10 protein-coding genes are annotated in these 12,851 nt (G+C 67.4%); 6 read left to right on the top strand and 4 right to left on the bottom strand.

Annotated elements, in window-relative coordinates; translation table 11 throughout:
* Positions 1–1,650: a chaperonin GroEL gene (gene groL / locus JIP62_RS10060; RefSeq protein ID WP_201102055.1), complete on the top strand. Its 1,650-nt coding sequence runs from the start codon at positions 1–3 to the stop codon at positions 1,648–1,650.
* 95 nt (positions 1,651–1,745) lie between these two features.
* On the opposite strand, the gene JIP62_RS10055 is transcribed toward groL, so the two are convergent.
* The 3 genes from JIP62_RS10055 to greA form a co-directional block, all read right to left on the bottom strand.
* Entirely contained in the window at positions 1,746–2,630 is an 885-nt protein-coding gene (locus JIP62_RS10055) for a NaeI family type II restriction endonuclease (RefSeq protein ID WP_201102054.1), read from the bottom strand.
* 45 nt (positions 2,631–2,675) lie between these two features.
* A complete protein-coding gene (locus tag JIP62_RS10050) occupies positions 2,676–3,701 on the bottom strand; it encodes a DNA cytosine methyltransferase (RefSeq protein WP_201102053.1) in 1,026 nt (341 codons plus the stop codon).
* A gap of 225 nt (positions 3,702–3,926) precedes the next feature.
* Positions 3,927–4,409, bottom strand: a complete 483-nt coding sequence (gene greA / locus JIP62_RS10045; RefSeq protein WP_201102052.1) for a transcription elongation factor GreA — start codon at positions 4,407–4,409, stop codon at positions 3,927–3,929.
* Positions 4,410–4,457: 48 nt separating this feature from the next.
* Between greA and JIP62_RS10040 the strand changes: the two genes are divergently transcribed.
* Both JIP62_RS10040 and JIP62_RS10035 read left to right on the top strand, forming a co-directional pair.
* Positions 4,458–5,693 (top strand): BaiN/RdsA family NAD(P)/FAD-dependent oxidoreductase, encoded by a 1,236-nt coding sequence (locus JIP62_RS10040; RefSeq protein WP_201102051.1) that lies wholly within the window; start codon positions 4,458–4,460, stop codon positions 5,691–5,693.
* Positions 5,690–6,841 carry a serine hydrolase domain-containing protein gene (locus JIP62_RS10035; protein ID WP_201102050.1) on the top strand — a complete coding sequence of 384 codons (1,152 nt, stop codon included), beginning with the start codon at positions 5,690–5,692 and terminating at the stop codon, positions 6,839–6,841. The genes JIP62_RS10040 and JIP62_RS10035 overlap by 4 nt, the downstream gene beginning before the upstream one ends.
* Here the strand turns inward: JIP62_RS10035 and rarD are convergent.
* Complete coding sequence (gene rarD, locus JIP62_RS10030) at positions 6,838–7,776, bottom strand: EamA family transporter RarD (protein WP_201102049.1); 939 nt, start codon at positions 7,774–7,776, stop codon at positions 6,838–6,840. The two genes, JIP62_RS10035 and rarD, sit on opposite strands and share 4 nt — an antisense overlap.
* Before the next feature lie 116 nt (positions 7,777–7,892).
* Here rarD and JIP62_RS10025 point away from each other — a divergent pair, with 116 nt between their 5' ends.
* From JIP62_RS10025 to JIP62_RS10015, 3 genes are read left to right on the top strand one after another with little or no spacing between them, the layout of a single operon-like run.
* On the top strand, positions 7,893–9,473 hold the full coding sequence (locus tag JIP62_RS10025) for a YifB family Mg chelatase-like AAA ATPase (RefSeq protein ID WP_201102048.1): 1,581 nt from the start codon (positions 7,893–7,895) through the stop codon (positions 9,471–9,473).
* A gap of 37 nt (positions 9,474–9,510) precedes the next feature.
* Positions 9,511–11,061, top strand: coding sequence for a response regulator (locus JIP62_RS10020; RefSeq protein WP_201102047.1), 1,551 nt, complete (start codon positions 9,511–9,513; stop codon positions 11,059–11,061).
* A 34-nt stretch (positions 11,062–11,095) separates the two neighbouring features.
* Positions 11,096–12,841, top strand: a complete 1,746-nt coding sequence (locus tag JIP62_RS10015) for an AmpG family muropeptide MFS transporter (protein ID WP_201102046.1) — start codon at positions 11,096–11,098, stop codon at positions 12,839–12,841.
* The last annotated feature ends 10 nt before the right edge of the window (positions 12,842–12,851 follow it).

Genomic DNA, 12,851 nt, shown 5'->3' with positions numbered 1-12,851 from the left:
ATGGCTGCCAAACAAGTTCAGTTCTCCACCGACGCGCGCGAAAAAATGCTGCGCGGCGTCAACGTCCTGGCCAATGCGGTCAAGGTGACCCTGGGTCCCAAGGGCCGCAACGTCGTCATCCAGAAGTCCTTCGGCGCCCCGCGCTCGACCAAGGACGGCGTCTCGGTGGCCAAGGAAATCGAGCTGGAAGACGCCTTCGAGAACATGGGCGCCCAGATGATCCGCGAAGTCGCGTCCAAGACGAACGACAAGGCGGGTGACGGCACCACCACCGCGACCGTCCTGGCTCAGTCGATCGTCCAGGAAGGCCTGAAGGCCGTGGCCGCCGGCATGAACCCGATGGATCTGAAGCGCGGCATCGACAAGGCGGTCACCGCCGTCCTGGCCGACATCAAGGCCTCGGCCAAGAAGGTGTCGAACAACTCCGAAATCGCCCAGGTCGGCACCATTTCGGCCAACGGCGACTCCGAAGTCGGCGAAATGATCGCCAAGGCCATGGAAAAGGTCGGCAACGAAGGCGTCATCACGGTTGAAGAAGCCAAGACCGCCGAGACCGAGCTGGACGTCGTCGAGGGCATGCAGTTCGACCGCGGCTACCTGAGCCCCTACTTCATCACCAACGCCGACAAGATGGAGGTTCAACTCGAAGAGCCGCTCATCCTGCTGTTCGAGAAGAAGCTGTCGTCGCTGCAGGCCATGCTGCCGATCCTGGAAGCGGTGGTCCAGTCGGGCCGTCCGCTGCTGATCATCGCCGAGGACATCGAAGGCGAGGCCCTGGCCACCCTGGTGGTCAACAAGCTGCGCGGCGGCCTGCGCGTTGCCGCCGTCAAGGCTCCGGGCTTCGGCGATCGCCGCAAGGCCATGCTGGAAGACATCGCCGTCCTGACCGGCGGTGAGGTCATCTCGGAAGACCTGGGCATCAAGCTGGAGAACGTCACCCTCGACATGCTCGGCCGCGCCAAGAAGGTCACCATCACCAAGGACGACACCACCATCGTGGACGGCGTCGGCGGCAAGGACGTGATCGAAGCCCGCATCGGCCAGATCAAGAAGCAGATCGAGGACACCACCTCGGACTACGACAAGGAAAAGCTGCAGGAACGTCTGGCCAAGCTGGCCGGCGGCGTTGCGGTCATCCGCGTCGGCGGCTCGACCGAAGTCGAAGTGAAGGAAAAGAAGGACCGCGTCGACGACGCGCTGAACGCCACGCGTGCAGCCGTTGAAGAAGGCATCGTCCCCGGTGGCGGTATCGCCCTGCTCAAGGCCTCCAAGGCCCTGGAAGGCCTGACCGGCGCCAACGCCGATCAGAACGCCGGCATCGCCATCATCCGCCGCGCCCTGCAGGCTCCGATCCGTCAGATCTCGGAAAACGCCGGCGTCGAAGGTTCGATCGTGGTTGGCAAGGTGCTGGAAAACACCTCGGCCACCTTCGGCTTCAATGCTCAGACCGAAGAATACGGTGACCTGGTCGCCATGGGCGTGATCGACCCGGCCAAGGTGGTCCGCACCGCCCTGACCGACGCCGCCTCGGTGGCCTCGATCCTGATCACCACCGAAGCTGCCGTGGCCGACGCCCCCAAGAAGGGCAACGGCGGCGGCGCCCCCGACATGGGCGGCGGCATGGGCGGCATGGGCGGCATGGACTTCTAAGTCCGACGCTCAGTCACACCGGCTGAAAACAGGAGGGCGGGTCCGGCAACGGGCCCGCCCTTTTTGCTCACCAGGAGTCTCATCCCCGATCGGAACTATCCGCCCTCAGGTGCCGCCGTATTGAGCAGTGCCAACTCAGTGTCGGTAGTGGGGAGGATTGCTACGAATTCTTCCGACGTGACGCAGAAGCCGAGCTTTGAGAGGGTTGGAGCGTTGAAGGTGCCCGACAGCAGCCTGATTCCTTTTGGCAGTAGGATGTCGGGTGCGCCACCGTTCTCTCGGAGCCTCTTCATCGGATCTTTCTGGTCGAAAAGCAGCGCCAGCAGCACCCGTCTGTCGATTACCCGCCGGAGATTTTCCTCAAAAAATTTGGCGGCCCGTACAGTGCCCCCTTTGATTGAGCGCAGTTCGCGAAATCTGGCTATGTCGATGTGCTCCCAGCGGTTTGGAGGCCAGTCCACTCCGGTAGCGATCCAACGAATGTGTTTGTAGGACGACGAGAGGATGCTCTTCTTTCCATCTCTGTTTGGAGCGCCCAAATAGATTTGGCGAGCGACGAGTAGGCCAATCCAAGCCTTACGTGCAGTCTCGTCGGCAGCAACCAACAAAACGGGTTCCTCATCGCGGAATGTTTCCGGTGGAATCATCCAACTCCACGATTTGCTTACCGTCGTTTTGACATCAACATCCTGGCCAGCGAGAACCAAATCTCGCAGACCTTTTGGAGCGTCGAAGAGATCACGAAGGAAATGCTCGACCTTCAAGCCAATGAAGGTCTTCTCGACGTTGTCGAGTTCTCGGATCTCCGTCCGCCCCGTACGGACGGGATCGAGGACAAACTCGACCGCTTCTACGATAAGGTCGGTGAAGACCTGCTCAGGTCTGTCGCCAACACGAGCCCTAATTTCGTTCTCGATGATTTCGAGCCGTTCGAAATCCTCGTGTCCAAGGACAACGGATGAAAGAGGCAGCTTTCGCATTGTGCGAAGTTGCCGACCTCTTAATGAGGATTTCCTTACTGACCGCTAGGCAGCAATCGCCCTAGGCTCGAGGATTGAGCGGACGACACCTCCGAGAGCCCCTGCCAAATGCGGCGGCACCGCATTCCCGATCTGCCGCGCCACCTCGACCTTTGTCCCGTAAAACTTGAAGTCATCCGGGAAGCCCATCAAGCGCGCGGCTTCTCGGTGGCTGATCGGTCGGTGCGCCTCCGGGTGAAGGTAGCGGCCCTTTTCGGGTTTGTAGAACTCGGTCCGGATCGTTACCGACGGTCGATCCCACCACAGGCGTCCGAAAAGATCGGTGCCCCCGCTCGTCTTGCGAACCCAGCAGTCCGGCGTGATGTCGGGACGGTTGGCCAGAAGATCGAAGCGATTACCGCCAGGCGGAACGGCGCGATAGCGCTCCATGCTTTTGTCCGTCGGCGTCCGACCGAAATGGAGATCGAGCTTGGGCTTCGACCCGATTTCGGTCCCGATCGTTTCCAACGGCAAATCCGCTATGACGTCGCGCACCGTGCGCCAGCGAGGCAAGTTTAACTTCAACTTCGGATCCGCGTGTGACGCCAGCGGAGGAAACGACGGCAGATTGAATGCTTCTCGCCAGCCCAAGATGATCGTTCTCTTGCGCGTCTGAGGCGCGCCGTAATCGGCCGCGTTCACGATAGCGGCTTGGGTCATGAACCCGTGCTGCTGAGCCTTCTTTTCAATCAACTCGCGTTCTGGAGAGCGGTAGAGCTCGGCGACGTTCTCCATGACGAAAACCCGGGCTCCGGATCGTTCGGCGATTTCGATAAACGGCTCCCAAAGCGCTCGGCGCGCGTCACCGTCGCGCTTCTTGTTGAGCAGGCTGAACCCCTGACAAGGCGGCCCCCCGATGACCACATCAGCTTGAGGGACCTCTTCAGTCAGCAACCATTCCTCAATGTTCGCCCGAACGGATCGGCCGGGGAAATTGAGTTCATGAGTCTTCACCGCTGCCGCATCGTTGTCGATCGCCAACACGGTTTCGAATCCCCCGCAGAAGCGCGGGTCCGAGAAGCCGAGGCTCATGCCGCCAGCTCCGCTGAAGAGATCTATGAGGCGTAGAGTCATGAGTCACCATCAGCCGAATCGCTAGAAACAAAAAGCGAACATTGAGTTGCCTGTCAAGGCGAGGCCTACTTTGGGTTGTCAAAAAATTTGGGCGTCTATCTTAGATGTGTTTAGCTTAGTTAGGCGAGAACAGCAGCGTCTTTAGTCGGCCATTCCCCGACCGCTAACACCTCCCAGCCCCCCTCACCCGATCCCCACGATCTCGACCGTTCTCCCCGCCACGGTGACCTCATCGCCGAGGCGGCGGCCGAGGACCGCCTGGGCGAGGGGGGAGACATAGGCGACCTTGCCAGCCGCAGGATCGGATTCGTCCTCGCCGACCAGGGTCCAGGACTGGATGCGGCCATCCTCGCGTTCCAGGGTCACGGTGTCGCCGAAGCGCACGGTTTCGCCGGGCGCGGCCTGCGGCGGGACCAGCTGGGCCGAGGCGCGGCGCGCGGACCAGTAGCGCAGATCCCGCGTCGCGCGGGCCATGGCGGTGCGGTCCGTCTCGATCGAACCGCTGGTCTGGGCGGCGGAATAGGCGGCGCGGGCGCTGGCCAGGGCGGCCTCGATCGCGGCCAGGCCCTCGGGTGTGACCAGGTTCGGATGGGGCGATATCGGACGGTCGACCAGATCGGCGGCCGTGGCCTCCAGGTCTTCCTCGCGGGTAAAGGCAACGCTCATGGGGACAAAGCGTATGCCGTGCGCGGACGTTCCGGTCTAGGAAGGGCCATGGATCAGACACCCCACACCGTTCATGTCGTCGGCGCCGGTCCGGCGGGCCTGATGGCGGCCGAAGTTCTGGCCACGGCGGGCATCGCCGTGGTGGTGCACGACCACATGCCCTCGGTCGGGCGAAAGCTGCTGATGGCCGGGCGCGGCGGGCTGAACCTGACGCATTCGGAACCGGTGGAGGCCTTCACCGGCCGCTATGGCGCGGCGGCCCCGGTCGTGGCCGGGTGGCTGGAGGCGTTTTCCGCCGCCGACCTGATCGCCTGGGCCGAGGGGCTGGGCCAGCCGACCTTTACCGGCTCCAGCGGCCGGGTCTTTCCCCGCGCCATGAAGGCCTCGCCCCTGCTGCGGGCCTGGCTGGGGCGGCTGGAGGGGCTGGGGGTGCAGATCCGCACCCGCTCGCGCCTGATCGGTATGGCGGACGGGGCGCTGACCTTCCGCACGCCTGAGGGCGAGCGCACGGAGCGGCCGGGGGGCGTGGTCCTGGCTATGGGCGGTGCCAGCTGGCCGCGTCTGGGATCGGACGGCGGCTGGACCGCGATGCTGGAGGCACAAGGGGTGGCCTTGTCGCCCCTGCGGCCGGCCAACATGGGCGTGGACGTCACCTGGTCCGACATCCTGGCGGACCGGTTCGCCGGACAGCCGCTGAAGCCCGTCGCCCTGACCCACGACGAAATCACCGTGCGGGGCGAAGCCATGGTCACCCGTTATGGGCTGGAGGGCGGGGCCGTCTATGCCCTGTCGGCCGCTGTGCGCGAGGCGGTGGCGCAAGAGGGGTCGACGACCCTGGTCCTGGACCTGCGGCCCGATCTGACGATCGAAGCCCTGGCCGAGCGCCTTTCGCGACCGCGCGGCAAGGACAGCGCCACCAACTGGTTGCGCAAAGCCGCTGGCCTGTCGCCGGTGGCCGTCGGCGTGCTGCGCGAGATTCCGGGCGATCTGCCGACCGGCCCGGACAAGCTGGCACGGCGGATCAAGGCGGTGCGGCTGAAGGTGACGGGGGTCCAGGGCTTGGACCGCGCCATATCCAGCGCGGGCGGGGTGCGGCTGGAGGCCGTCGATGCCGGCCTGATGCTGAACGCCCTTCCCGGCGTGGTCGTCGCCGGAGAGATGCTGGACTGGGAGGCACCGACCGGCGGCTATCTGTTGCAGGCAGACATGGCGTCCGGCGTCGTGGCCGCACGGACCCTTGCAGGGTGGATGGCGTCACAAACCATGGTTAAGACGCCGGGATGACCGGTTCTTCCCTGCCCGACATCCACGGCTTCTGCCCCGAGCGCTTCGCCCGGGTGCGCGACGCCTTCGCCGCCAACTTCACCGATGCGCCCGAGGGGCTGAACGAGGTGGGCGCGCGCTTCAGCGTCTGCATCGCGGGCGAGCCCGTCATCGACCTGTGGGCCGGTCATGCCGACACGGGCCGGACCCGACCCTTTGCCGCCGACACCCTGGTGCCCGTTTTCTCGACCGGCAAGGCGATCATGGCCCTGCTGATGGCCGCGGCGGTCGAGCGCGGCAAGCTGGCCTATGAGGAGCGGGTCGCGGACCTGTGGCCAGCCTTTGGCCAAGCGGGCAAGGACCGGGTCACCGTCGGCCAAATGATGAGCCACCAGGCCGGTCTGCCCGGCTTTGCCGAGGCGGTGCCGCCGGAACTGTGGTTCGATCCGCCCGCCGTGCTGGAACGGCTGGCCGCCCAGGCCCCGATGTGGGAGCCGGGCACGGCGTCGGGCTATCACCCCATCACCATCGGCTATCTGGCGGGCGAGCTGTTCCGCCTCGTCGAGGGGCGCAGCATGGGCCAGGCCCTGCGTCAGGATTTCGCCCTGACCCACGACCTGGACCTGTGGATCGGCCTGCCGGAAGCCGAGCACCACCGCGTGGCCCAGATGCGCAAGCCCTCCGCCGCCCCGGACCTGGGCGTCATCGACGATGTGAAGCGGGCCGCCTTCCTGGACCGGGGGTCGTCGCCGGGCGGTCGCGGCTCGGTCGAATGGCGAACGATGGAAATCCCTTCCGCCAATCTGCACGGCACGGCCCTGGGTCTGGCGCGGCTGATGTCGGTCATGTCCATGGGCGGGGTTCTGGACGGCCGCACGGTCCTGTCGCCCAGTGTCCTGCATCAGGCGACCCGCGAGCGCATCCATGGCCAGGACCGGGTCGTGCCCTTCGTCATGAGCTGGGCGGCGGGCTTCATGCGGAACAAGGGGCGCGGCATCTTTGGCCCCAATCCCGAGACCGTGGGCCACGCCGGGTGGGGCGGCAGCTGTGCCTTCGCCGACCCGGCGCGCGGGGTCTCGGCCGCCTATGTCATGAACCGGCAGTCGCCGCACCTGATGGGCGACCCCCGCTCGCTGCGCCTGATCGAGGCCCTGTACGCCGCCCTCTAGATCGGTTCAGCCGCCCGCATCGCCACCTGGGCCGCACGCACCCGGTACCAGGCGGCCAGGGCAAAGACCGCCGCGCCCAGCCAGATGAAGCCGAACGACAGCCCGCGCAGCAGGGTAAAGGCCTCGCCCGTCGCCACCCCGATCGCGAACTGCAGCGTCGGGGCCAGGAACTGGACGAAGCCGATCGTCGACAGGGGCAACCGCCGAGCCGACCAGGCGAACAGGGCCAGCGGCAGCACCGTCGCCAGACCGCTGAACAGGCCCCAGGCGAAACCGGACGGCGAGGCAAACCCATGCCCCTGTCCCGCCATCTGCAGCCACAGCACATAGGCCAGGCCAAACGGCAGCAGCATCAGACATTCGATCAGCAGGCCGGGCTGGGCCTCGACCGCCACCCGCTTGCGGATCACGCCGTAAGCGCCAAAGCTGAAGGCCAGGGCCAGGGAAATCCACGGCGGCCGTCCCAGGGCCAGGGCCTGGATCGCCACCCCCACCGCCGCCAGCCCGATCGCCACCCAGCCCCAGCGGTCGATCCGCTCGCGGAACAGCCACAGGCCGACGATCATGTTCAGCAGCGGGTTGATGTAATAGCCGAGGCTGGCCTCCAGCGTCGCATGATGGGTCGTGGCCCAGACATACAGGCCCCAGTTGGTCGCGATCAGGGCGGTCGACAGCGCCAGCCAGGCCAGGTTGCGCGGCTGGGCCAGAACGGTCCGCACCTGGGCCGACTGCCCGGCCAGCAGCACCAGCCCTGCCGCGAACAGCACCGACCACAGCGCCCGGTGCGACAGGATCTCGGCCGCCGTGAACGCGGCCCCCGCCATCCCCATGAACAACAGGGGCATGAACCCCCACATCACATAACACCCCACCGCCGCCATCAGGGCGGTGCGATCGGGTGCGGCAGGAGAAACGGCAGGCGAGGAGGACGTCATCGCCGCATCTGGGGCCTTTCACCCGCAGGAACAAGCGCTGGACGGCGGATATCGGACGCGGCTTGTCATCGAACAGAGTTCGTGATTTGTTCCACTCGGTAAGGGCGGAGGGACGGATGGTCGCGCGGGTGGTGACGGTGGCGTTCGATGGGGTGGACGCCCGGCGCGTGGACGTCGAGGTCCAGCTGGTCGGCGGTACCGGCCAGACCAGTTTCACCATCGTCGGCCTGCCGGACAAGGCGGTGGCCGAGAGCCGCGAGCGGGTGCACGGTGCCTTTGCGGGCATCGGCCTGGCCCTGCCGCCGCGCCGGATCATCGCCAATCTGGCCCCGGCCGATCAGAGGAAGGAGGGCAGTCATTTCGACCTGCCCATCGCCCTGTCCCTGTTGGCGGCCATGGGGGTGATCGCCCCCGATGCCCTGGACGGCTGGGCGGCGGTCGGGGAACTGGGCCTGGACGGTCAGATCGCGGCGGTGGGCGGCACCCTGCCGGCCGCGGTGGCGGCGGCCTCCATGGGGCTGGGTCTGATCTGTCCCGAGATCAATGGGCCCGAGGCGGCCTGGGCCGGGGATGTGTCCATCCTGGCCCCGCGCTCTCTGATCGGACTGATCAATCATTTCAAGGGCACCCAGGTGCTGCGCGCGCCCGAGCCGGGCCCGATCCGGTCAGGCGGCGCCGTGCCCGACCTGCGCGAGGTCAAGGGCCAGGAAAGCGCCAAGCGGGCGCTGGAGATCGCGGCCGCCGGGGGCCACAATCTGCTGTTCGTGGGGCCGCCCGGATCAGGCAAGTCGATGATGGCCCAGCGCCTGCCTGGCCTGTTGCCGCCGCTGACGCCGCAGGAGCTGCTGGAGACCTCCATGGTCTGGTCAGTGGCCGGGCTGATCGAGCGCGGGGCCCTGACCCGCGACCGGCCCTTCCGCAGTCCGCACCATTCCGCCTCCATGGCCGCCCTGACCGGCGGCGGCACGCGCGCCAAGCCGGGCGAGGCCTCCCTTGCCCACAATGGCGTGCTGTTTCTGGACGAACTGCCGGAATATTCGGCGCAGGCGCTGGATTCCTTGCGCCAGCCGCTGGAGACGGGCGAAATCGTAGTGGCCCGCGCCAATGCCCACATCCGCTATCCGGCGCGGTTCCAGCTGGTGGCGGCGATGAATCCTTGTCGCTGTGGTCTGGGCGGTGCCGGGCGCGGCGCCTGCGGCAAGGCCCCCCGGTGCCAGCGCGACTATCAGAACCGGATTTCGGGGCCCCTGTTCGACCGCATCGACCTGACGGTCGAGGTGCCGCCGGTGACGGCCGCCGACATGGCTTTGCCGCCTCCGTCCGAAGGCACGGCAGAGGCGGCAGCAAGAGTCCATGCCGCCCGCGCCATGCAGGAGGACCGCGTCCGCGCCGCTGGCCTCGACCCGGCCCAGGCCCTGAATGCCCGTTCGGGCGGGGATGTGCTGGACCGGTTCGCCACCCCCGACTCGGCGGGCCGGGCCCTGCTGATGCGGGCGGGCGAGGCGGGCGGCCTGACGGCGCGAGGCTGGACCCGGACCCTGCGGCTGGCCCGCACCATCGCCGATCTGGATGGGTCCGAGGGGGTGCTGCGCCGTCATATCGCCGAGGCGCTGATCTATCGCCGCACCACCGTCGGGGCCCAGGCTGATTTCGATCGGCAAGTCATGCCTTCCGGGCTGGGGGCTGCGGCCTTCTGATCAACCGGCCTTAACCCCTTTGTGTCAGGGTCGGTCCATGGCCTCCCGACCCACCCGGACCCGCAAGACGACCCTCGCCGCCGAGACCGCCTCGGGAGCCGCCGGGGCCGCGCCCGAACAGCAGTTCCTGCGCCTGATGAGCCACGAGATGCGCACCCCCCTGAACGGGGTGATCGGCATGCTGGGCCTGTTGTCCCGCACGCGCCTGGACGGGGCCCAGCGGGCCTATGCCGAGGCGGCCCAGTCCTCGGCCGAGCATCTGCTGGGGCTGGTCAACGACCTGCTGGACTATGCGCGGCTGGAAGCGGGCAAGCTGGAGTTCGACACCGCCCCCGTCGACATCGAGGCCCTGGTGCGCGGCGTGGCCGAACTGCTCAGCCCGCGCGCCCACGACCGGGGACTGGAAATCGCCTGGTCCGTCGCCGCCGATGTGCCGACCGTGCTGGCCGACGAGGGCCGCCTGCGCCAGGTGCTGTTCAACCTGGCCGGAAACGCCGTCAAATTCACCCAGGAAGGCGGCGTGCGGATCGCCGTCTCGGCTGGCCCCGCGGACGAGGGCCGCGCCCGCCTGACCTTTACCGTCGACGACACCGGGCCCGGCGTTCCGGCCGAGGCGCGGGCGCGGATCTTCGAGGAGTTCGGCCACGTCGATGCCTCCGACGCCACCCGCTTTGGCGGGGCAGGGCTGGGGCTGGCAGTGGTCCGGCGGCTGGCCCAGGCCATGGACGGTGCCGTCACCGTGACCGACCGGCCCGGCGGCATGGGGGCCCGTTTCGGCTTCACCGCCACCTTCGATGTCGTGGCGGCAGAGGCGCCGCCGTCGCGGCCCCTGCTGGGCCAGGCCGTCGCGGTCCAGTCACCCGATCCGTTCGTGCGGGCCGCCGCCGAGGATCAGATCCGGGCCTGTGGTGGACAGGTGGCGCCGACCGCCCCCGTCGTTCTGATCGACCATGCCCTGGCCGCCGCAGAGGGACGCCCCCTGGCCGCCCGACCACCACAGGGCCATGCGATCATCCTGCTGCGTCCGTCGCAACGCGAGCTGATCGGGCCTTACCGCGCGGCCGGGTTCCAAGGCTATCTGATCAAGCCCCTGCGCCGCGAATCCCTGGCCGAGCGCATCCTGGCGGCGGCGGGCGCAGCCGTGCCTACCGGCACGAACGGCCCGGCGATGGAGGATGATCGCGTCGCCCCCGTTCGCTTCGCCGGCCTGCGCGTGCTGCTGGTCGAGGACAATCCGGTCGGGGCCCTCTTGGCCCGGACCCTGTTGCGGCGCGAGGGCTGCGCGGTCGAGACCGCCGCCACCGGGGACGAGGCGGTCGCCGCCTGTGCCCGCGCACGCTATGATCTGGTGCTGATGGACATGCGGATGCCGGGCATGGACGGCCCGGCCGCCACCCGCGCCATCCGGGCCACGGGCGACGACACCCCCATCCTGGCCCTGACCGCCAATGCCTTTGCCGAGGACCGCCGCACCTGTCTGGAGGCCGGCATGAACGATCACCTGGTCAAGCCTCTGGAACCGGAACGGCTGCGCGCCGCACTGGCCCGCTGGACGAACCGCTCGGACCGCGCCAAGGTCGCGTCCTGAAGGCGGCGCCGGACGGGCGCCCGGAGACGCATCCATGACCGATACGACGACCCCCGCCAAACCGGCACGCGGCCTGGGTGGCCTGGCGGTCTATGGCGAGCGGCGGGTCTTCGTCATGCTGCTGCTCGGCTTCTCGGCCGGCCTGCCGAACCTGCTGATCTTCGACACCCTGTCGGCCTGGCTCCGGGAGAGCGGCACCACGCTGGAGGTGATCGGCTTCTTTGCCCTGGCCACCGTCACTTATTCGCTGAAATTCGTCTGGGCCCCCCTGATCGACCGGACTCAGGTGCCGGTCATTTCGCGGTTCCTGGGTCACCGCCGGTCCTGGATGCTGGTCACCCAGGGCATCATCATGCTGGGGCTCTGGCTGATCTCGGGCCTGAACCCGTCCAATGCCCTGACGACCATGGCCCTGTTCGCGGTGATGGTGGGCTTTGCGGGCGCGACGCAGGACATCGTCATCGATGCTTGGCGGATCGAGGTGTCGGACGACAGTCGTCACGGGGCCATGGCTGCCTCCTATCAGCTCGGCTATCGCGTCGCCGTCATCGTGGCCGGGGCTGTGCCGCTGGTCCTGGCCGATCTCTACAACTGGAACCTGTCCTATGCGGTGATGGCCGCCCTGATGCTGATCGGGATCGGCGCAACCCTTTTTGCACCACGAGAGACCACGCACACGATCCGGGCGATTCCGGTCGGCGACATCCCCTCGCGTCCCAAGGTCGAGCTGGTGGAGTGGATCATCCGGCTGGCCGTGCTGGTGGTCGCCGCTATGATCGCCGGGTCGGGCCTGACCGGCCAGCTGGACCTGACGCGTGGCGTCCTGGCGCTGGTTGGGGTTTCCGGGGCCAGCCTGGATGGACTTCAGACGGCCTGGGACGCCAAGCCGGGCGGCGTCTTCCTTCAGGTCGGCTCCGTCTTTCTGGGTCTGGGACTGATGGTCGTCGCCTGCTGGCCCATTCCGCGCGTGCCCACGCGGCCGGGGGCCTATCTGGCCGGGTCGTTCGGCGCGCCGCTGAAGGATTTCTATGTCCGGTTTGCCGGTGTCGCGACCCTGATCCTGGCCCTGATCTGCGTCTATCGGCTGGCCGATTTCGTGCTCAACATCATGAACCCCTTCTATCTGGACCTGGGGTTCACCAAGACCGAACTGGCCGAGGTTCGAAAGGTTTTCGGGGTGGTCATGACCACGCTCGGCGTCTTCATCGGCGGCTGGTCGGTGGCGCGTCTGGGCCTGATCCGCACCATGGTGATCGGTGCCTTCATGAGCCCGGTGTCCAACCTCGTGTTCGCCTGGCTGGCGACACAGGGTCCGGACCTGGGGGCCCTGACCATCGCCATCGGCGTGGACAACATCGCCACCGGATACGCGGGCACGGCCCTGATCGCCTATATGTCCAGCCTGACGTCCCTGGGGTTCACGGCGACCCAATATGCCCTGTTCAGCTCCCTGTATGCCCTGCCCGGCAAGCTGATCGCCTCCCAGTCCGGCCGCATCGTCGAGGGATCGGCCCGGGCGGCGGAGGCCGGGGGCCTGTTCGCGCCGCTGAAGGGTCTGTTCGTCAATCTGCCGGCGGGGTCCCTGGTCCAGGGAGCGGCGACCAGCGGCGTCACCCCGGCAGCCTTGGGGGCGGGCTATGTCGTCTTCTTCCTGTATTCGACGATCATCGGCGTGTTTGCCATCGCCCTGGCCTTCGTCGTGGCCGCGAAACAGACCGCGATCCAGGCGCGCCAGACCGATCAGACCGCCGTCGATGCGACCGAGGCCCAGCCCTCCTGATAGGGACCGC

It is taken from the genome of Brevundimonas vitisensis (assembly GCF_016656965.1).
In the GTDB taxonomy this organism is placed as follows: Bacteria; Pseudomonadota; Alphaproteobacteria; order Caulobacterales; family Caulobacteraceae; genus Brevundimonas; species Brevundimonas vitisensis.
This window is presented reverse-complemented; position numbering and strand designations above follow the sequence as displayed.

Coding starts and splice junctions, on each gene's coding strand:
- groL (WP_201102055.1), top strand. CDS start 1: ATGGCTGCCAAACAAGTTCAGTTCTCCACCGACGCGCGCGAAAAAATG.
- JIP62_RS10035 (WP_201102050.1), top strand. CDS start 5,690: ATGACCGGTTCTTCCCTGCCCGACATCCACGGCTTCTGCCCCGAGCGC.
- JIP62_RS10055 (WP_201102054.1), bottom strand. CDS start 2,630: ATGCGAAAGCTGCCTCTTTCATCCGTTGTCCTTGGACACGAGGATTTC.
- JIP62_RS10015 (WP_201102046.1), top strand. CDS start 11,096: ATGACCGATACGACGACCCCCGCCAAACCGGCACGCGGCCTGGGTGGC.
- JIP62_RS10040 (WP_201102051.1), top strand. CDS start 4,458: ATGGATCAGACACCCCACACCGTTCATGTCGTCGGCGCCGGTCCGGCG.
- JIP62_RS10050 (WP_201102053.1), bottom strand. CDS start 3,701: ATGAGCCTCGGCTTCTCGGACCCGCGCTTCTGCGGGGGATTCGAAACC.
- JIP62_RS10025 (WP_201102048.1), top strand. CDS start 7,893: ATGGTCGCGCGGGTGGTGACGGTGGCGTTCGATGGGGTGGACGCCCGG.
- JIP62_RS10020 (WP_201102047.1), top strand. CDS start 9,511: ATGGCCTCCCGACCCACCCGGACCCGCAAGACGACCCTCGCCGCCGAG.
- rarD (WP_201102049.1), bottom strand. CDS start 7,776: ATGACGTCCTCCTCGCCTGCCGTTTCTCCTGCCGCACCCGATCGCACC.
- greA (WP_201102052.1), bottom strand. CDS start 4,409: ATGAGCGTTGCCTTTACCCGCGAGGAAGACCTGGAGGCCACGGCCGCC.